Genomic DNA, 19,794 nt, shown 5'->3' on the forward strand with positions numbered 1-19,794 from the left:
GGTCATCCCCCGAAAAAACGGTTGAAGGCACGTTTAAGCAGGCCCTTGTCTGTGGCCATCTGGTGACCGACCAGGTCTTCGGTCAAATCGCGCAGGGCGGCGGTGATTGCCGCTTTCGGCGCATGCAGCCCCAACGGCACGCCAGTGTTCTGACTCTGGCTGACCAGGTTGAAGTCATTGGGCAATTTCGACAGGTTCGGGCAACGCAGGGCCTCGCCGATGTCCTTGAGGCTGACGGCGGCGTTTTTGTCATAGCGGTTGATCACGATCTGCAACTGATCCCCGCGCACGCCCAGGTCTTCGCGAAGGATGCGCACCAGGGCGCTGGCATCGCGCAGGTGGCTGACGCTCTGTTGCACCACCACGTACACCCGGTCCACCTGTTCCAGCACAGAACCGGTGAGGTGATCGATCTGCCGCGGCAGGTCCACCACCACCCAGTCATAACTGGCGCGGGCCAGTTGCAACAGGGCGTCGAGCTGTTCGGGTTGGGCGTCCTGGGGCAGGCACAATTCGCCAGCCCGGCCTCCGAGTACATGCAGGGTCGGGCTGAAGTGGCTGCAAAAGCCCCGCAGCGCGACGCTGTCCATGTCGTCGACCTGTTGCAGTACTTCCAGATGACTGTGGGACTGCGCGACGTCCAGGTAATGGGTCACGCTGCCAAATTGCAGGTCCATGTCCAGCAGCAAGGTATTGCCTGCCCGGGCGCTGAGCTGCTGGGCCAGGTTGCACGCCACCAGGGTTCCGCCGGAGCCGCCCTTGGCGCTGATCACGGCGACCAGCTTGCCCTCGTTGCCACTGCCAAGACGCACATCCGCAACCAGGCGATTCAGGGCCGCCACCAATTCGGTATCGGCAATGGGTTCGGGCAGCACGTCCCGGGCGCCGGCCTGCATCGCCAGGCGCATGCCCTCCTGCTCACCCAAGGGACCACACACCAGCATCGGCGGACGTTCATGGGCCGGACGCTGCAGCAAGGCTGACAATTCTTCGCGCCACAGGTGGCTGACGCGTAGCAGCAACAGGTCGGGCATGCGGTCCAGGCCGTAGAGCGGGTCGACATGCCCGTTGCTGACCAGGCGCGTGCTGACCTCGAGGCCAGGCATGCGCTGGCAGACGCATTGCAGGTCGCGCAGGGACGTGGCATCGCGGCTGCTGATCAGTATCCGCAGCCCGGCTCTGCCAGTCGCGGTCGAAAGCGGAGTTTCCTTAGTGTTCAGCATGGTGTGATCTCCCCGGAATCGGAATGACGCCCAAGGCTTTCGCGTGGCAAGGTTGCCCTGAACGTGGGCAAGGTAATGGGCACGCCTAAGCCGGGAATGAACAGGTTGAAAACGAAGTTCTGCACGCTCAGCTGGACATAGCGGATGGCTCGAAAGCCGGTGGCGCCGGACGTGTCGGCGGGGTTCGCTACCACGGCACCATTGACGTCCAGGTAGGTCAGCACCAGGTTAGACGTCGCCAGGTTGCTGATCAGTTGACTGGTGCCGGCGTCCGTCGCGGCGTTGAAGATGGCCCGACGCAACACCACCGGGTCGCTGACATTGCACACCGCTGCCAGGCGCGCACCGCGCCGCGCGGCTTCATCCAGCGCATTGACCGTGAAGTACAGCCGGCCCATTTCCACCACGCCGAACAGCAGGATGAACACCAGCAAGCCCACGAACGAGAACTCCACGATGTAGGTGCCGCGCATGTGTTTGTTATTCATCACAGCGCCCTCATGACGGTGGTTGCGACCAACTGGATGCCCAGTGGAATGGCATTGCCGAAAAATCCTGGAATCGACCCCGTGCAGCTACCCGCACCAATCACCGGGCAGAAGGTGTAGGTGATGGTGACGCGCACATGATCGATGCCCTCGGCGGCGACCTGCACGTTAGCCGTGGTCAACCCTGACACCACGGCCGTGCCCGCGGTGCTGGGCACGCCATACACCGCAACGTTTTTCGTCTGGGTCAGCAGTGTGTTGTTCAACGTAATGCCACCCAGGGTGGTGTTCCACGCCTGGCTGGCGACGAAGCGCCCAGCATCGCGACTGGCCTGCAACAGCACGTTGTACTGGTAAAGCATGCGACCGAACTCGCCGAAGGCCAGCAGCAACAACAGCAGCAATGGCAGCACCAGGGTGAATTCCACCAGCGCCACGCCTTGCTGGGCTTGCGCTGGCTTGAAATGAGAAAGTCCCATGACGCCTCCTACGAGTCAGTGCTCGGAGTGCCGCTGCCGTTGAGATAGGTTTTGTAGAGCTGGATGATCTGTGGGCCGGAATCGGTGGACGGCGTCGGGCCAGGTACGTTGTCGCCCTCGCACTCCTGGACGAACTGGCCAAAGATGATCGACTCCGAACCACCGCCGTTCACCGGCTGCAGCACGAAATAGCAGCCGAACCCCAAGACCGGGATCGACGTCGAGCCGCTCAGTTTCCCGGCGCAATCGCCAATCACGATCTTCAGCATCCGGCGCTCGAAAACCCCGTTGCTTTCACAACCGCTGGCGCCCCCCGCCACACAGGCGGCGACTTGGGCCCGCCAGTCGTTGTAGTCCTGTATCGCCTCGCCGCCTGCCGAGAGATCGCCGTTGCTCGAGGTGATGAGCTGGCCTTTGTATTGCGACTGGGAGAGCGAATCGTTGTAGGTGATCGCTGGGGTGCCTGAGGACGTGACCAGGTCCGGTGGATAGTCCGAAGAACTGACTGGGCCGTTATAGATACCGAAGCGCGTGTTCAAACCTTGAGAGGTTGGGCCAGCTTTATTACCTGGCGCAGTCTGGACGTTGTCGCCGACACTGCGGCAGACCGAGCCACCGCCGGCCAGATCCTCGCGGACTGCACTGCCACCTGAGCCGAAATCGAGCAATTGGAAGTTGCCCGGACCGATGGGCGAGGTGTTCCCCGCCGCCGTCTTCAAGACTTCCAGGTCACCAAATTGATACCCCCAGAAATTGCCGGCGGCCGGGTTGTATTGAGTGGGATCGCCACAGACCATCAACGGCGCCAGGTCACAAGGAGAGGTGGGGCTGGGACCGGCAGTGGCAATCGCGGCCACGCGCTTGTTGCCCAAGCCGGCGCTGCCCATCGTTTGCACGAAGCTCCAGAAAAAACCGTTAAGTTGATAACTGGCCACCGACACCCGTACGTATTTGGCATCGGCAGGCCCGGGGTAGGAGAACGGACCGTAGACGCTGCTGGACAGCTCCACCACGGCCAACGCACCCGGGTTGCCGGCGACCGCAGTGGCCAGCTCGGTGTTGCCCAAGGCATTGGCATTTCTGTTGAGCGTGTCCAGGGCCGCCGCACGGGTGGTGCTGGCCATGTTGATGCCGCCACTCACCTGGCTCAGGGTCTTGGCACCGCCCAAGGCGGCGGCATCCACCGCATTTTGCAGGCGCGTCTTGTTCAGCAGCATGTGCCCGCCGTCGAGGGCCAACGCCGCCATCATGGAGATCGCCACCAGGGCAATCACCATCAGTACACTCACCGCCCCTCCCTGGCGCCGGATATTGGCATTCATCATCGAGCCCTCATTTACAACGTTGAGGATCGGTATCGCCGCGGCCCGCAAGGGCCTGGCATGGAAGGTGTTACTCAGCGGACATTGATCACACTGCTTTCAACTCCGCGGATCAGCGTGATCGCCCCGCCTTGCGGCTTGGCACTGCGCTGCACCACAGGTTTTGGCACCGGGGCGGCAGCCATGGCGATGACTGGCGCCGGGGCCGGCGGTGCAACGGCCACGGCCTTTTTCTCCAGGTTCAACGGGTTGCGCAAGGCCAACTGCAGTTTGCCCTCGGTCTGTGCAGTGACCAGCGCTTCCGCTTCGGTGGCCGACATTTCCAGCGTCACGGCCCGCACCACCACCGGCTGGGTCTTGTCGGTGCCCGCCGTCTGGTCCACCGCCAGCACCCGCAGGTTTTCCAGGATGGTCCGGGACGTCGCGCTGTTGCTGCCGGCGCTGGTGGTCTTGGTCGCCAGCACATCGACCCGGTTGCCCGGCAAGAGGAAGCCACCCACGCCGACCACATCATCCACGCGTACCGATATGGCGCGTTTGTCCGGTGCAATCAGCGAAGCCAGGGTGCTGCCACCCAAGTGCTCGCTCAGCCGCGCGCCCCGCACGATGTCACCACGCAAGATGTCGAAGGTGGCGATCTTGCCCACGGCCTGTTCGCTGGCATCGAAGGCATCGTCGGGGATCGTGTCCATGGGCATGCGCACGGTGGTGACCTGCTGGGCCTCGACCATTTGCCCGAAGGGGATTTCCACCGTGGCGACCACCACGCTTCGCAAGTGGTCATCGGGGGTCGCGTTGAGTCGCGCGCTCAACCAGGAGTCGGCCATCCATGCGGCACCAAGGCCCATTACCAGGGAAACGCCTATCAGCGGAAGCGTACGAGAGCTCATGTCGGTATCTCCAGATCAAAGGAAGTCGAGCTGAACGAAGTAGTTGTGCCAGGCCCATTCCAGCTCTTGCGGCAACAGGGGCCCGGAACCGCCCAGGTAACGCTGGCGGTCGAGCGCCATGTTCAACAGGTCACGGGGATGGCAAGGCACCAGCGGCATGCCTTCGCCTGCATACAGCCGCTGCAGGACATAGCGCACCAGCAGCGGGTCATACGGGATGCCCAGGCGTTCGCACTCCTGGCGCCAGATTTGTTCGTATTCCTCAGGCTTGAGGTAGCCGAACTGCACTTTGTAGCCAATGCGCCGCAGGAAGGCCTCGTCGGCCAATTCGAGGGGATTGAGGTTGGTGGAAAACACCAGCACCAGGTCGAACGGCAGCTCGCAATGCCGGCCGCCGCCCAGGTTGATGAAGTCGCGCTTCTCTTCCATGGGCACGATCCAACGATTGAGCAACTCGGCCGGGGCCATGCGCTGGCGTCCCATGTCATCAATGATGAACAGGCCGTTGCTGGCCTTGAGCTGCAACGCCGCCTGGTATTGTCGGGTGAAGGGGTCGTAGCGCACGTCCAGCTGTTCCATGTTCAGCTCGCCGCCGGTGATGACGATCGGGCGTTTGCAGCACAGCAGCCGGCGGTCGATGCCTTCGTTGAGCATGAGGTTATTCGATTGGCCGCTGTCATCCAGGCGCTGGTGCACCTGCGGGTCGTAGATCTCGATCACCGACTCGTTGATGACGATGGCATGGGGCACCCAGATCGCCTCGGCGAACAGCCGGATCAATCGGCTGCTGACATAGGTTTTGCCCGTGCCCGCCGGGCCGTAGATCATGATTGCCCGCCCGGAATTCAGGGCGACGCCCAACTGGTCGAGCATGCCTTGGCTCAGTACCAGGCCGGCCAGGGCCTGGTGCATGTCCTTGGCGGTGATGCGACCATGGTGAATGGTCTGGATCTTGATCAGCGAGCGATAGGTGCTCACCGGGAATGGCGCTGCGCCGATGTAGCCACTGCGGGCCAGGGCGTCACGCGCCGAACTGCGGCCGCGCTCGGTCAGGCCATAACGCAGCGTCTGTCCGCCCGTTTGCCCCAACTGGCCCAGCACTTCGACGCGACCGTCCTTGCGCAGGAACGCCAGGACTTCTTCCAGCACCGCGCCGGTCAGGGCCAGGCGCTCTACCAGCCGCGTCATGTCCAGCACACCGGCGTCGTGCAGATGCTTGCACACCAGCTCACCGAGGAAACTGTCGCTCAGGCCGGTGTCGCGAATGGTGCAGGGCTGTGGCGCCAGGCGTTGTACCGCTTCCCGTTCGCTGGGGTAGGCATCGCTATCGTTGATGACGTGCATGACTAGACTCCCCAGCCGCCGGCAACAAGTTGCCAGTAGACGCTGTTCAAAGTGCCGATCAGGATCGCAATCGAATAAGGAAAGGGTTTGCCGGCCACTTCATCGGAAGTCGGCGCCAGATAGGACTGGGCTCGTACAATCAGCCAGTAGCGCCCCAGGGTCTGGAGCAGTTGGCCACGGGCCAGGACAATCAGGAAACCGCACACACCGCCGGCGATCAGGCTGAACAGCGCCGCCCACAGTGCGTAATGAAAAGGCAGGAAGCTGCCGACCATGGTCATCAGCTTGACGTCACCGGCGGCCATGCCACCGACCGCATACATGGGCAGGAACAACCCGAAACAGATCAGCATGCCCAACAGGCTGTCGCCCAGGCCGCCGAGCCCACCGGTATAAACCTGGCCGGCCAACCCCAGGGCAAGGCCCAACAGGACCAGCGTGTTGGGGATGCGGTGGCGACGCAGATCGCTCACCACCGCCACACCCAGCAGTCCTACCAGCAGTACCGTCGACACCAGCAATTCCATGGACATGACGCGTCTCCCTAGTGTGGTTATTGTTAGCAGGCGACGTCGCCATTGGCGGCTCGGCACAACGCCCGGATCTTGGTATCCACCACACCGCCCAGAAGGACGAATGCCGCCGCCACCAACACCGTGATCAAGCCACCCGCCACCGCGTATTCAACAATGGTCAGGCCGTCTTCATCTTTGGCGAACTTGCTGATCGAAGTTCTTATTGTCTGGAAAGTCATTTCATGAACCTCACGCTGATAAGAAGTACTGCTAAAAACCTGATGGGAGGGGACAGCGCAAAGTCCATTTGATTGATTCGTTGTACTCACTGCAAAAGAGTCGCAAGCGTTATTCCTTGAAAGTCACCGTGTCCCCACGCAAGTCATCGCTTATGTGCAGACTGCGCCGCCGTTGACCGCCTGGCACAGTGCACGGATCTTGGTATTCACGGCACCGCCCAGAAGAACGAAGGCTGCCGCCACCAATACGGTGATCAATCCACCGGCCACGGCGTATTCCACAATGGTCAGGCCGTCTTCATCTTTGGCGAACTTCAGTACCGAAGCCTTGATTGTTTGAAGAGTCATTTCGCACACCTCATCGGGATTGTTTTCTCAAGGGGCAGTGCATTGCGAACTGCCTGATGCAACCCTAGTCAGCAGGTGGTCATAGCCGTTAGGAGGATTTTGCACATCGCTAGGATTTTTTTGCGGGGATGGAAAAGGCGCCAGGGGGCGGGAAATCCATCCGTGCCCCAGCGTAAACGGGCGCTCGCCAGCATCCCGTGACGGGGGTGGCGCTAAAAGATCGAATTTTTATAAAAATTATTCGGCGAAGTGATGGCACAGTGACAATACTGCTAGCTAAAGGGCAGTAAGCACCTGTGAGTAGTCGTCCTATGACGTTCAATCCGACTGGAAAGCCAAAGCTGTTATGGTTCGATCTGAGCCATGATCGGTCCACCAAGGAACTCGCCTCCCAGTTTCAGGACACGTGCGACTGCACGCTGGCAAAAAACGCCATGCTGCCCAGCGGGGAACAGGTCGACATGATCTGCATCCACTTCGATCGCCCGGACACACCAGGCTTGCGGCGCCTGCTGGAGATCAAGCGAACCGTTCCGACCATCCCCATCACCATGTTCACCGTGCAGCACTCCGAAGAACTGGCGGTGTGGGCCATGCGCTCCAGCGTCTGGGAATACATGGTGCTGCCCCTGACTGCCGCCGAGAGAAAGCGCTACCTGACAGCGGTGGTGCAACTGTGCGAGCTGCGCCGCAATACCCATGGCCGGGGAAAGACCTCGCAGATCGACCACTCCCCGACCCTGCCGGACAGCATTCGCCTGACCTCCGGGCACCAGAAGCACCAGGCCCTCAGCCATATCATGCTGTACATCGACCAGCATTTTCGCGAAAGCATCGATCAACGCGATCTGGCCAAGCGTTGCGGCATGACGACATTTCGCTTCAGCCGGGTGTTCAAGGAAGCCAATGGGCTCGGCTTCACCGACTACGTGCTGAACAAACGCATGAGCTTTGCCAAGGAACTGCTCGACAACAGCCAGATGCCCATCACCAGCATCGGTTATGAGGCTGGCTTCAAGGACCCGTCCTACTTCGCCCGCGCCTTCAAGCAATACGCCAGTTGCACCCCCAGTGAATACCGTCTCGCGTACCAGATGCGCAGCGCAAGTCCTGCACCGGCGCCTGCGGATGAGGCAGCTCTGGAAGCGATTGAAAACCTGGTGCACAGCCTTGAGGGGTGAGCCATGTTTGTTCAGCAGAGCACGTAGTCAGTGCGCAGCACCCAGGCTCATGGGGCGAGCTTTCTTCTCTCGATAGGAATGGACAGGACAATGCTGGTGCGCGTCTCTCCGTAGGCGTTGATTTTCGCAATGATGTCCTCGATCTCAGCCATGGATCTGGCGTAGATCCGGATCAGATAGGAGTCGTTTCCGGTGATGTGCAGGCACTCGACGACTTCGGGTATGTCGGTGAGCGTTGCTATTAATTTGGACTTCGCCGGCTTGAGAGTGGTGATGCCGACGACAGCTGATATGCCGTACCCCAGTTTGGTTGGATCTAACTGAGCGTAATAGCCCTTGATCACCCCTGAGTCTTCAAGTTTACGCAACCTGTCATTGGTGGCAGGAATAGAAAGACCTGCGTGCTTGGAAAGCTCTGTGATGGAAATGCGACCACAGTCCTGTACCTTACCCAGGATTTTGACGTCTATACGATCCATGTGCGTTTTCCCCGGTTAAAAGTATAAATTTTAATGAAATGCCCGCGTTTTTCATTAAAAAAAGCATGCACCAAAATAAAGCAGAGCGCTAGTCTATTTCCAGCCTGAAAGCCTGAGGGCAATCAATAGCCCTGCTCTTTAGCGTGACGCACTCATAATAAAATATTCTCTCCAGGGATGGTGTTCGCATGGAAGATGAAAAGATAAAGTGTGGAAAAAAGTCATACTCTTTCACCCAGCACATTGGCACGCAAGTGCTAAATCTGCGGCGTTTCAAGAAGGACCAGATCCTGATGTACTTGACGGGTGTCGGTCTCTTTTCGCTGGGCGCCAAGTGCTTCATCATCAGTCAACTGGGTACCGACCCACTAGACGTCTTGATCATCTCGATCGATAAAATACTTATGCTGGGCATGGGCATTTGTTCGGCTATCGTGTCCCTCTTCTTCCTGACATGGTGGATGCTCTGGAACAAAAAACACCCGCCGATAAGTCCCTTTATTACAACAACACTGACCGGCCTGCTGATTGATCTCTGGTCATGGCTGGGGCTCGGAGAGTATTTGATCGCGAGAATGAATGAGTACACGTTATTGGCGACGGGGCTGATGTTATGTGCCTACTCCTCCGCATTGATCATCATGAGCGGTATTGGAATCAGAATCATGGACCTTGTGGTACTGACCATGGTCTCCAAGTGGGGCTGGTCATTCACCAAAGCCAAAATGATCATTGAAATCGGCATCTTTTCGAGCGGATGGCTTTTAGGCGGCCCGTTCGGCGTGGGAACGATTGCATTCCTGTTAGTGATCGGCCCGCTTATTCAACCCTTCATGAACATGAATGCCAAGCGCTTTTCCCTCAAGAACCATGGATTGATTCGCGCTTCATCCGCTTACTAATACCTATAAAGATGGCTGCCATTCATGGCGGCGGGATTGTTTCGCCTAGATTTTTTTAACCGATGATATTAATAGCAACTTCCGTGATGAGGAGTGAGAGATGGACACTACAAAAAATAAGAACTGGACCTTGGAAAGCAGCCCGGCAAAACTGGAAGAAATACTCCCCGGGGGCGCCGTCAAGTGTCATCTTTCCCCACGAAACTGTGTCATACAGGAAGGCAAGGTAGGTTTTTGCAAAGTGCGCGGAAACCGAGGCGGCAGACTCGTTACATTGAACTATGGCAAAGGCGTTCACAGCACAGAAGAAACGATAGAAACCGAAGCCGTTTTCCACTTTGCCCCTGGAGAGCGGATCCTGTCCCTGGGCAATATCGGCTGCATGCTCAACTGCGGTTATTGTCACAACTGGAAAACCTCGCAAGCCAAGTACGTCACCGACAAAGACGTTTACTACTACACCCCTGAGCAGGTTGTGGAGACCGCACTCAAGCACGGAATACGCGTCATTTCCTGGACGTATAACGATCCGGTTGTCTGGCATGAATTCATTCTCGACACGGCAAAGTTGGCCAAGGAAGCGGGCCTGATCAACCTGTATAAATCGGCGTTCTTCATCAGTGAAGAAGCCATTGATGAATTATTGCCAGTCATCGATATTTTCTCGATTTCGCTGAAATCCATTTCCCCGGAATACTACCGCAAGGTCACGACAGGCTGGGTAGAGCCAGTCCTCGCCGGCATCAAGAAAGTCTATGACGCTGGCAAATATGTTGAGGTCAGCACCTTGATGGTGACCGACATCAGCGACGACGAGGAAACCGCCAGGAAGATCAGCCAATGGGTCCTGGATGAACTGGGCCCGAATGTACCGCTGCACTTCGTCAGGTTCCACCCCGATTACAAAATGAGCAACAGCATCCGCACCCCTGTGGACCGTCTGCTGAAGGCTCGGGACGTTGCTCGGAGCATGGGCGTTGAGCATGTCTACCTGGGCAACGTGAATGACATCGAGGGAACCAATACCAGCTGCAACAACTGTAACGCCCTGCTCGTCACCCGCTATGGTTTGAACGCTGAAATCATCGGGCTGGACAGCAAAGGGTGCTGCTCTCAATGCGGGCACGACGCGCATTTCAAATTACTCGGCGAGCATCAGGCGAACGCCCCTGTCGAGCTGCGAGAGGACGCGCTGAGCGCTTACGAGAAACGCAAGTTCGAGTGGCATGGGGATATCGTATCGCTGCATGCCCAAGTGCTGAATACCGAAGATTTCGAACAGACCGTCTACCTGCGGCGCAATTATACGGACGGGCACAACAGCGATTGGAAATCACTGACGCTGCGGCCGCATGAAAGCTATCGATTCATTATTGCCAAGGCCCGCATTGATGAAACCGGTCCTGAGGTCTGGCTTCCCAACGGCGTGAACTCGAACCTTCATGAAGTATTCGACAGGGCTCACTTCCCGACGGAGTCGATTGAAGAGATTGGTATTTCGCAAAATGACATCACCCCGACCATTGGTTATGAGGGCAAGCAGAACATGTATGAACAGGTCATCAAACTGGTCAGCCAAGCATGAAAGTGTCTACTGAAATACTTCATATCAAGGTCGATGACCGAGACGCTCGCCCTTCGGTAACGCCCATTTATCAGTGCAGTGCTTTCAGCGCTGACTCAGCCTTCTTCTACTCAAGGAAGGCCAATCCCAATGTGACTGAATTGGAGCAGGTCGTCGCCTCCCTGGAGGGCAGCGAATATGCCCTGGCCTACAGCACCGGGATGAGCGCCATCTACATGGTGTTGGAACTGTTGAAACCGGGTGCTTCGCTGGTCATCAACAAATACATCTATGGCTGCTCTTATAAACTGTTCCAGCGGTATGCGGCACGCATTGGCGCAGACCTGACGATTCTGGATCTGACCACGGCAGAGGGGTTGAAGGCCTTGCCGGCGAACGTCGACATGGTCGTTTTCGAAACACCGACCAATCCGTTCCTCAAAGACATTGATATTCATGCGGTCAGCAGGGCCGTCAAACAAATCAACCCGCAGGCGCTGGTGGTCGTTGACAATACCTGGGCCACGCCGATATTCCAGAAGCCGTTGAATTTTGGCGCCGACATTTCCCTATACAGCGCAACCAAATACTTCTCTGGGCATAGCGATGTCATGGGCGGCCTGGTTCTGGTCAACAACGAGAAGATTTATAACCGTCTCCTTGAGGGCCGCTTTTATTCGGGCACGATATTAACCCCCAATAGCGCATGGCTGCTTCGCAGAAGCATGCAGACATTCAACCTGCGCATGGAGAAACACAGCCAGACGACATCCAGCATGCTCAACTATCTGCGCGAGCTGCCGTTTATTGAGCATGTCTATTACCCACGCGTGGATGGCAAACAGCTGACCGGTTATGGCGGCATTGTGTTTGTTGATATTCGGCCGGATCTGGTGCCCTTTTACAAAACGTTCACCAGCGCGCTCAAGTGGTTTGGCACAGGTACCGGAATGGCCTGCGTGACGTCAATGGTTGCCCAACCCTTCAGTGGCAGCCATGCCTCGATGACAGATCAGGAAAAAGCGGACATGGGCATCGAGAAAGGCTTGGTTCGATTGTGCTTTGGCCTGGAGGATCAGCAAGACCTCAAGGAAGACCTGCTGCAGGCATTCGAAGCCATGGAGAGCAAGGTCGATCAAGAAAGCTCACTCGATCCTGCGTAGCGGGCGTTGATCAGAGCAACGGGCCTTCAATGGCTCGTTGCTTTTTTATGGAGAAGCGAAAGTGTCCAGCGCATTCGAAAACACGATATTCGACGACCCCATCCTGAACGTCATCCACCTACTGAACTCGATTGCCCAAGAAAACCCGGAGGCCATTTCACTGGCCTCCGGTCGCCCCGATGATAAACAGTGCGACCCTTCGCTCATCGACAGGGGCCTGGCCCACTACAAAAATCACGTTGCCGGCACCGACCAGTCACTTGCAACGCTGCTTTGCCAATATGGAAAAACCTCTGGAATCATCAATGAAATAATCGCCATCTATTTGCAGGTGGATGAAGCAATCAACGTTTCCAACCCTGAAAGCATTGTGGTGTGCATGGGTTTTCAAGAAGCCTGCACCTTGACGCTCCTGTCGATTTTTGAAGGCGGTGGGGTTTTATTGGTACCTGACCCAGTGTTTTCCGGGATCACGGGGATCGCAAAACTGCTGGGTATAAAAATAGTCCCTGTGCCCATGACGGTCTTTCTTGATCCGATCGCCCTGCGCAGGCTCATTGAAGCGCTGGAATCCAGAGGTGAAAGAATCAAGGCACTCTATGCGATTCCAGATTTCAGCAATCCTACCGCCGACAGCCTTTCCCATGACGACAGGAGAGCCATGCTCTCCTTGGCCAATGAAAAGAACTTTTTCATCCTCGAAGACACGGCCTACCGTTACTTCAGGTACGAAGGCGCTGCCATTGCGTCCATGAAGTCCGTCGACAGCCGTCGGGTGTTCTTGCTGGGCTCCTTTGCCAAATCGATTTTCCCGGGCTTGCGCATGGGCTATGTGGTCGCCCCTGAGGGCACTGGGGTCATGTCCTTCAGCGGCCGATTGTGCAAGGCCAAAAGCCTGATCACGGTGAATACCCCGGCGGTGTGCCAAGCGGTTGTCGCAGGCTTGCTAATCGAGCACAACTACTCGTTGAAAGGGCTGAACCAACCCAGGGTGTTGTCTTATACAAAGAAAAGAAATCACATGCTTGAATGCCTTGAGCGCGAATTTCCACTCAAGGTCGGCGCTCAAAGAGCGGTCAGCTGGAATCATCCGGCAGGCGGCTTCTTCATCAATATGCAGCTGCCTTTCGTCTTTGGATATTCTGAGATGCGCGAATGCGCCAGGCTGTTCAAGGTGATTGTATTTCCCACCAGCATGTTTTCGCTGATGAATGAGGCGGCCACCCAGGTCAGGCTGTCGTTCAGCAATGCAACCACCTCGCAAATCACCCAAGCGATAGGCCGTTTCAGGGCATACGTCGAGTTCAGGCTGCAATAAACGTCCTGCGTGCATCGCAGGGAGACACCAAGGCTTATGCCTCGCTCAGCGAGGCGTAAGCTCCGGGTCAGGTAGCCGTGGCCAGCATGACGCCAGTGGCGACCTGGTAGGCCCCCAGGATGGTGATGGTTGCCCCTGAAAAGTAGTTGATCAGCCTTAGCTTTGATTCGGCAATCCGCGCCTTGAAAATGGAGGAGAACCCACTCAACCCCAGCCACCAGGCAGCCGAGCCCAGGAAGATACCGGTCACCATCGGCAGCAAGGCGTGCTGGCCGCCTTGGTCACCGGCCATGCCATCACTCAACGCAGCAAATATCGCGATAAACGACAAGATGGTCATGGGGTTCGACAGGGTCAGGAACAGCGTCGTGGAGTAGGCTTTGAACATATTGGCCCGCTCACCCGCCATGGCCGTCGCGCCACCCTTCGATCGTATTGTCTGATAACCAATGTAGGCGAGGAACAACCCACCAAAAATACACAACCAGGGTTTAAAGCTGATGAGCGTCGCAATGATGGCCGTGACACCCAGGGCACCGATGAATCCATAAATCGAATCGGCTGTGGCCGCGCCCAATCCCGTCGCGAAACCGGCTCTCCACCCAAGCATCAGACTTCGCTGTATGCACAGCAACCCAATGGGTCCTACAGGGGCTGCAATGCACAGCCCAATGACCATCGATTTAACGAAAATCAGCATAAATGCATCTCCAGAAGGGGTACTGGAAGGTTAGGAGAAGTGCATTTCTTTAGGAATGAACTATTAATCTTCCTAAGCGTTTTTCCTTAAGTTTTGCAGGAAGTAGCCTCACTCCCCCTTCAATATTAAGGAAAATCGCCGCCATTCCCCTCAGACAATGCAAATCGCTGGTTAAAGCCCCCTAAGCGCCGGATACATAACCTTGAGCGTTGAAATGGTTTTTTTACGCGCATAAAAAAACGCCGCTCGAATGAGCGGCGTTTTTTGAATTTGGAGCGGGAAACGAGACTCGAACTCGCGACCCCGACCTTGGCAAGGTCGTGCTCTACCAACTGAGCTATTCCCGCAAATGGCGTCCCCTAGGGGACTCGAACCCCTGTTACCGCCGTGAAAGGGCGGTGTCCTAGGCCACTAGACGAAGGGGACACGCTGCCCGGAACACATGGTGTGTGTTCCAGTGCCCAGATCCGCCTCCGAAGAGTTGGTTCTGGTTTCACTCAGCCCTGCCCGAAAGCAACGCTGTTTAAAATTGGAGCGGGAAACGAGACTCGAACTCGCGACCCCGACCTTGGCAAGGTCGTGCTCTACCAACTGAGCTATTCCCGCATTGGCGTCCCCTAGGGGACTCGAACCCCTGTTACCGCCGTGAAAGGGCGGTGTCCTAGGCCACTAGACGAAGGGGACACACGTACAACATTCACTGCTTATAGCGTTTGGCTGAGTGCTTTACGCTGTAAGTGGCGCGCATTCTATGGATGGATTGAAGGGTCGTCAACCCCCAGATATAAATTTATTTAAATCAATGACTTCGCCCGGTTTGGGGGCGATCCTGACATTTTGCCCGCCCGGTCTCTGACGCCTATATTCTGTCACCCGCCGAGACGCTATAGTCGCGCCCGGCAAATGATGGCAATGTGCACCCACCCAGTTATGCTTCCTATAAACAGCACGACGCCCGTCTAATCGCGTCGCTCGGGCCTATGCGCTTAAAAGCCAAGCCACTACACTCATGACATGCGTACCACAATAAAGAGGTCTTACCGGTGACACCACTCATGATCACCCTGCTCGTCGTAGCCGGGATCGCCCTGTTGATCGCCATTGGCTACATGAACCACGTGGTGGAAAACAACAAGCTGGAAAAGGCCCGCACCAAGGTAGAACTCAACGACCGCATGCGTCGCTGTGGCGAGCTCACCGAAACCTTCCCCGGGCAGTTGATGACCCCTGCCCTGAAGTTGTTGATGACGCGCCTAGAGATGAACGTCTGCCAGCGCTTGCTGAACCTGGATAAAACCAATTCCGCGGTCAAGGCACGCCTGGACGAGTTGAGCGCACTGGCCGCCCAGGGTGAATCGATCCCGGTGAACAATCCACCGGCACCGATCCAGACCGAAGCCAAGGCCAAGGACGTACGGTTTCTGCTCGAGGCCTTGCACGGCCAGATCACCCGCGCCGCCCAGGACGGTTTCCTGCCGCCTAACGAAGCCAAGCGCTGGATTCGCGAAGTGCGACACATCCTGGTGCTGCTGCACATCGAGTTCTTCAACAACCTCGGCCAGCATGCGCTGCAGCAAGAACAACCCGGGCAAGCCCGCCTGGCCTTCGAGCGCGGCGTGCAGTACCTGCGCAAGCAACAGGAACCCCAGGTCTACGCCGAACAACTGGCCTACCTGGAAAAACTCCTGGCCCGTGCCAATGCCCAGGTCCTGGCCAGCACCCAGCCGGTCGAAGGCGAGGTCAACCAGTTGACCGAAGGGCTGAAGGACGCGGAAGTAAACGACGAGTGGAAGAAGAAGAAGGTTTACGACTGAGATTACAGGGCCGGATCGAGTTCCCTTGTGGCGAGGGAGCTTGCTCCCGCTGGGCCGGCCGGTCGGACGTTTCGGCCGCGGCAACCCTTTAACGATGGGTGCTTCGCCCCCAAACGGGAGCAAGCTCCCTCGCCACAGGTGTCAGGTGTCGAGCCATCGCCGGCTCACAACTTGAAATGCCCCACCATCCCTTTCAGCTCAACCCCCAACTGCGCCAGCTCAATGCTGGAAGCGGCATTGCCGCGCATCGCCAGGGACGATTGATCGGCGCTGGCGCGAATGCTGGTAACACTGCGATTGATCTCCTCGGCCACCGAACTCTGCTGCTCGGCCGCCGCCGCGATCTGTTGGTTCATCTGCTGGATCAGCGATACCGCCGCCGCAATACTGCCCAAGGCGCTTTCGGTCTGCAGTGCATCGCTGACCGCCATCTTCACCAACTCGCCGCTGCTCTGGATCTGCTGCACGGAAGCCTGGGCCGCTGAACGCAAGGCGCTCACCAGTCGCTCGATTTCCTCGGTGGACTGTTGCGTACGCTTGGCCAGGGCCCGCACCTCGTCGGCCACAACCGCAAAGCCCCTGCCCTGCTCACCGGCCCGGGCTGCCTCGATAGCGGCATTGAGCGCCAACAGGTTGGTTTGCTCAGCCACGCTCTTGATCACACTCAGCACCGTGCCGATGTTCTGGATCTCGGCGCTGAGGCTTTCGATGCTGGAACTGGCCGACGTGGCCGAATCGGCCAGTTGTTCGATGCGCACCATGCTCTGACGCACCACCTGCTGGCCACTTTCGACCTTGTCGTCGGCAGTCTGGGCCGCTTGTGCGGCTTCTTCGGCGTTGCGTGCCACATCATGCACGGTGGCCGTCATCTGGTTCATCGCCGTGGCGACTTGCTCGGTTTCTTCTTTCTGGCTGCTGACTTCCAGGTTGGTCTGTTCAGTCACGGCCGACAGCGATTGGGCCGAATTGGCCAATTGCTCGATACCGGCCTGTAGGCCGCTGACGATACTGCTCAGCCCCGCGCCCATCTGTTGCATCGCCTGCATCAACTGACCAATTTCGTCCCGGCGCGTCACTTCGACCGTGGCGCTCAAGTCACCCGACGCAATCTGCTGGGCCACGCGAATGACACTGCGCAGCGGCGTCACGATCAACCGGGTTATGACCCATGCCGCGATCAATCCCACCAACAACGCCAAGGCCGACGACCCAATGATCAGCAGCGAATTCTTCTTCAGTTCGGTCTGCATGGCATGGTCTTCGGCACTGAAGGCCTGGTCAACCCGCGCCACCACTTGATCGGCCCGCTCGTGCAGTTGCTGGTAGACGACTTTTTCCTTCGCCAACAGGCCGGTGTATTCGGCCAGTTGTTCATTGAACCCGGCAATATGCCCGGCCACCTCATTCAGCACGGTCTGGTAACCCGGGTCCTTGACGGTGGTCTTGAGCACGTCGGCCTGTTTCATCGCCTGCTCGGCCTGTTCGATGTTGCCTTCTCCGGCACCTTCAACATTGCCTTTGCGGCTCTGGTCCAAGCGGACCCGGGCTTCGTTCATCGCCTGCAACATCAACCGCGATACTTCGCTGACCTGGTTGGCCTGCTCGATGAACTCGGCCCCCTCCTTGCCTTCGGTGTCTTTCAAGGTATAGGCGCCGTCATCCGCCAGCCCGGCCTGCAACACGTCCAGGTTATTGGCAACGCTGGAAACCGACCAACTGGCCATTTCCAGCGCCAGGTCCTTGCTCTGGCTCAACCCGACAAATTCGTCGAACGCCTTGCGGTACGCGGCCAGCGCCTGCTCCACATCGTTCATCACCGGCACGTTGGCAGCCGACTGCACCTTGAGTTCGTTCGCCTGGGCCACCAGAGCGTCGACACCCTGGCGCAGGGCATCGGCCGTCTTGGGATCGGAGCGCGAGGCGTACTCCTGCTCCAGCAGCCGGACCTTGAGCAACCCGCTGTTGAGGGCCGACATCTGTTTCAGGCCATCGAAGCGATAGCTGATGGTCTGCAGGGACCAGACACCGATGGCAGCGACCACGGCGGTCAGCAGCAGCACCAGGACAAATCCGATACCCAGTTTCTTTGCCATACCCAGGTTGGCAAAACGTCCTTGCACGGCCGAAATCATTGCGCTCAGTCCTCTGCCAGTGTGTGTTGATTGCAGATTCGCAACGAGACGCCCTGCAACACAAGATGCTGGCGTCGGAATAATGGCAAAAAGCTACAGCCGCGTCGTTTTCAGGACACTCGAGGTCGATCCAGAGCCGCGGCCCGGAAGAACGCCAGCGCCCTGGGGTCACGGGCATAGGCCACATTGATCCGTAGCCAGTCGCTGTCGGCGCCCGAAGGGCTGAACGCGGTACGCGAAGACAACAGCACGCCGAACCGCCTGGCCAGACGCTGCACTCCAGCGTAGTCACACAATGGCGGTCTTGCCCAGATGAAAAGCCCCCCGGCCGGTTTGCCAAAGACCTCCCAGTCGGCGTCCTCCAGTACCTGCAACAGCGCCGCCATATCGGCGCCCAGACGCTGCCGTTGGCGCTGTACCAGCTTGCGATAGGCGCCATTGGCCAGGAGGCAGGCAAGGACCGACTCACAGAACCGCGAGCCACCCATGCTGGTAATACCCTTGACCTCACTCAGGCGCGCAATGATGGACGGCCCGGCCACCACGAAACCGACGCGCAACGAACTGCTCAGGGTTTTCGAGAAACTGCCCACGTAGACCACGTCGGCATCCAGCGCCGCCAGCCGGGTCCGTGCCGAGCTCTGGAAATCGCCATAGGCATCGTCTTCGATCACCAGCACGGCATGTTCCTTCGTCAATTGCAGCAGCCGTTGAGCGACGGCCGGAGCCAGGCTGCTGCCGGTCGGGTTATGGCAGGCGCTGTTGACGAACAGCGCAGTGGGCCGGTGCCTCGCCAGCAGGTCTTGCAGCGCGTCGACGTCCGGACCGCGCGGGGTCCTGGGCAGTTCGATCATGTCGATGTTGTGCAACCTGAGCAGGTCGAACAGGCTTGAATAACCGGGACTCTCCACCACCACGCAGGAACCCGGCGGCAACAGGGTCCGTACGATCAGGTCCAGCCCATGGGTCGCCCCGGTGGTGGTCAGGATCAGGTCTTTACCGGCCTCGATATTGAATTGCTTCAGGCGCCTGGACAGTTGCTCACGCAGGGCGGGCAGCCCCAACGGCGTGCTGTAGTTGAACAATCCCGCCATGTCGGTGCGGGTGACCTGACGGATCGCATAGCCCAGGTCATCGCTTTCACGCCAGCTCTCGGGCAGCCCGCCACACCCCAGCTTCAGTTCCCATTGCGGGCTGTCGCCCCCTTCAGCGAGCGCGTCCTGCTGTCGATTCTGATCGGTGGGCTCGGGCTCGGGTGGAGGGGGTGGTGCGACAAAAAAGCTGGAACCATGGCGGGACGCCAACAGGCCTTGAGCGACCAGGCGTTCACACGCTTCATTGACGCTGGATTGGCTGAGCAGGTTCTCCCGCGCCAGTTGGCGGACGGACGGCAGCCGAGTCCCCGGTTGCACCGCATCCTGTCGGATCCAGCCGGTCAGCGCGTCGACGATTTGCTGCACGACAGGCACCAGGGCCTGTCGGTCGATTCTCAACTCCATGAGTAACCAAACTCCTAAGCGTTTGTTTTATTTCCGGAAACAGTTAAGCACAGGCCGCTAGGAGACGATGTACGCCAACGCCGCCAAAACCGCCGATTCTCACCCTTTGAAACACAATGAGGGGCCGTTCCGAGGCTTTTTCGGCCCCACACGAAAAAGCCCGCAACCAGTGCGGGCTTCGTCCTACAAGCTGA

Annotated in this window: 19 protein-coding genes, 4 tRNA genes and 1 pseudogene; 6 read left to right on the plus strand and 18 right to left on the minus strand. The window is 58.2% G+C overall.

Features of this window, described 5'->3' with window-relative positions; genetic code table 11:
- Positions 1–2 precede the first annotated feature (2 nt).
- From HU749_RS21530 to HU749_RS21570, 9 genes are all read right to left on the minus strand, one after another.
- Positions 3–1,223, minus strand: a complete 1,221-nt coding sequence (locus tag HU749_RS21530; protein WP_024616556.1) for an AAA family ATPase — start codon at positions 1,221–1,223, stop codon at positions 3–5.
- Positions 1,217–1,711 (minus strand): TadE family protein, encoded by a 495-nt coding sequence (locus HU749_RS21535; RefSeq protein ID WP_186652421.1) that lies wholly within the window; start codon positions 1,709–1,711, stop codon positions 1,217–1,219. Before HU749_RS21535 ends, HU749_RS21530 begins: the two co-directional genes overlap by 7 nt.
- On the minus strand, positions 1,711–2,190 hold the full coding sequence (locus tag HU749_RS21540) for a TadE/TadG family type IV pilus assembly protein (RefSeq protein ID WP_186652420.1): 480 nt from the start codon (positions 2,188–2,190) through the stop codon (positions 1,711–1,713). The genes HU749_RS21535 and HU749_RS21540 overlap by 1 nt, the downstream gene beginning before the upstream one ends.
- Positions 2,191–2,198: 8 nt before the next feature.
- Positions 2,199–3,515, minus strand: a complete 1,317-nt coding sequence (locus HU749_RS21545; protein ID WP_186652419.1) for a TadE/TadG family type IV pilus assembly protein — start codon at positions 3,513–3,515, stop codon at positions 2,199–2,201.
- Positions 3,516–3,586: 71 nt separating this feature from the next.
- Entirely contained in the window at positions 3,587–4,402 is an 816-nt protein-coding gene (cpaB, locus tag HU749_RS21550; protein ID WP_033062751.1) for a Flp pilus assembly protein CpaB, read from the minus strand.
- 15 nt (positions 4,403–4,417) lie between these two features.
- On the minus strand, positions 4,418–5,746 hold the full coding sequence (locus HU749_RS21555; protein ID WP_079304851.1) for a DUF8689 domain-containing protein: 1,329 nt from the start codon (positions 5,744–5,746) through the stop codon (positions 4,418–4,420).
- A 2-nt stretch (positions 5,747–5,748) separates the two neighbouring features.
- Positions 5,749–6,279 carry an A24 family peptidase gene (locus HU749_RS21560; protein WP_014339542.1) on the minus strand — a complete coding sequence of 177 codons (531 nt, stop codon included), beginning with the start codon at positions 6,277–6,279 and terminating at the stop codon, positions 5,749–5,751.
- A gap of 26 nt (positions 6,280–6,305) precedes the next feature.
- Positions 6,306–6,500: a Flp family type IVb pilin gene (locus tag HU749_RS21565; protein WP_027911504.1), complete on the minus strand. Its 195-nt coding sequence runs from the start codon at positions 6,498–6,500 to the stop codon at positions 6,306–6,308.
- Positions 6,501–6,650: 150 nt separating this feature from the next.
- Positions 6,651–6,848: a Flp family type IVb pilin gene (locus tag HU749_RS21570; protein WP_027911505.1), complete on the minus strand. Its 198-nt coding sequence runs from the start codon at positions 6,846–6,848 to the stop codon at positions 6,651–6,653.
- A 311-nt stretch (positions 6,849–7,159) separates the two neighbouring features.
- Between HU749_RS21570 and HU749_RS21575 the strand changes: the two genes are divergently transcribed.
- Positions 7,160–8,029, plus strand: coding sequence for a response regulator transcription factor (locus tag HU749_RS21575; protein ID WP_079304849.1), 870 nt, complete (start codon positions 7,160–7,162; stop codon positions 8,027–8,029).
- A gap of 47 nt (positions 8,030–8,076) precedes the next feature.
- Here the strand turns inward: HU749_RS21575 and HU749_RS21580 are convergent, their stop codons facing one another.
- Positions 8,077–8,508 (minus strand): Lrp/AsnC family transcriptional regulator, encoded by a 432-nt coding sequence (locus HU749_RS21580; protein WP_057451998.1) that lies wholly within the window; start codon positions 8,506–8,508, stop codon positions 8,077–8,079.
- Between the two features lie 188 nt (positions 8,509–8,696).
- On the opposite strand from HU749_RS21580, the gene HU749_RS21585 reads away from it, so the two are divergent.
- From HU749_RS21585 to HU749_RS21600, 4 genes are all read left to right on the plus strand, one after another.
- Positions 8,697–9,410 carry a YczE/YyaS/YitT family protein gene (locus tag HU749_RS21585; RefSeq protein ID WP_079304847.1) on the plus strand — a complete coding sequence of 238 codons (714 nt, stop codon included), beginning with the start codon at positions 8,697–8,699 and terminating at the stop codon, positions 9,408–9,410.
- Between the two features lie 100 nt (positions 9,411–9,510).
- Positions 9,511–10,995, plus strand: a complete 1,485-nt coding sequence (gene amrS, locus HU749_RS21590; RefSeq protein ID WP_079304845.1) for an AmmeMemoRadiSam system radical SAM enzyme — start codon at positions 9,511–9,513, stop codon at positions 10,993–10,995.
- Positions 10,992–12,137 (plus strand): trans-sulfuration enzyme family protein, encoded by a 1,146-nt coding sequence (locus tag HU749_RS21595; RefSeq protein WP_079304843.1) that lies wholly within the window; start codon positions 10,992–10,994, stop codon positions 12,135–12,137. The genes amrS and HU749_RS21595 overlap by 4 nt, the downstream gene beginning before the upstream one ends.
- Before the next feature lie 61 nt (positions 12,138–12,198).
- Positions 12,199–13,455: an aminotransferase-like domain-containing protein gene (locus tag HU749_RS21600; RefSeq protein ID WP_079304841.1), complete on the plus strand. Its 1,257-nt coding sequence runs from the start codon at positions 12,199–12,201 to the stop codon at positions 13,453–13,455.
- A 67-nt stretch (positions 13,456–13,522) separates the two neighbouring features.
- On the opposite strand, the gene HU749_RS21605 is transcribed toward HU749_RS21600, so the two are convergent.
- The 5 genes from HU749_RS21605 to HU749_RS21625 all read right to left on the minus strand — a co-directional run bounded on the left by HU749_RS21605 (position 13,523) and on the right by HU749_RS21625 (position 14,839).
- A complete protein-coding gene (locus HU749_RS21605) occupies positions 13,523–14,155 on the minus strand; it encodes a LysE family translocator (protein ID WP_046063645.1) in 633 nt (210 codons plus the stop codon).
- Positions 14,156–14,426: 271 nt separating this feature from the next.
- Positions 14,427–14,502: transfer RNA gene (locus HU749_RS21610), tRNA-Gly, on the minus strand.
- A gap of 3 nt (positions 14,503–14,505) precedes the next feature.
- Positions 14,506–14,581 (minus strand) — tRNA-Glu (locus tag HU749_RS21615).
- 104 nt (positions 14,582–14,685) lie between these two features.
- Positions 14,686–14,761, minus strand: a tRNA-Gly gene (locus tag HU749_RS21620).
- A gap of 2 nt (positions 14,762–14,763) precedes the next feature.
- Positions 14,764–14,839: transfer RNA gene (locus HU749_RS21625), tRNA-Glu, on the minus strand.
- Positions 14,840–15,210: 371 nt separating this feature from the next.
- Here HU749_RS21625 and HU749_RS21630 point away from each other — a divergent pair.
- A complete protein-coding gene (locus HU749_RS21630) occupies positions 15,211–15,969 on the plus strand; it encodes a hypothetical protein (protein WP_046063644.1) in 759 nt (252 codons plus the stop codon).
- A 164-nt stretch (positions 15,970–16,133) separates the two neighbouring features.
- On the opposite strand, the gene HU749_RS29700 is transcribed toward HU749_RS21630, so the two are convergent.
- From HU749_RS29700 to HU749_RS21640, 3 genes and pseudogenes are all read right to left on the minus strand, one after another.
- Entirely contained in the window at positions 16,134–17,015 is an 882-nt protein-coding gene (locus HU749_RS29700; protein ID WP_409557459.1) for a methyl-accepting chemotaxis protein, read from the minus strand.
- Positions 16,995–18,101: pseudogene (locus tag HU749_RS29705) on the minus strand (HAMP domain-containing protein); the annotation flags it as partial. The gene HU749_RS29700 and the pseudogene HU749_RS29705, both read right to left, overlap by 21 nt.
- A 110-nt stretch (positions 18,102–18,211) precedes the next feature.
- A complete protein-coding gene (locus HU749_RS21640) occupies positions 18,212–19,600 on the minus strand; it encodes an aminotransferase-like domain-containing protein (protein ID WP_079302237.1) in 1,389 nt (462 codons plus the stop codon).
- Positions 19,601–19,794: the final 194 nt, after the last annotated feature.

Source organism: Pseudomonas ogarae (assembly GCF_014268695.2).
Taxonomy (GTDB): Bacteria; Pseudomonadota; Gammaproteobacteria; order Pseudomonadales; family Pseudomonadaceae; genus Aquipseudomonas; species Aquipseudomonas kilonensis.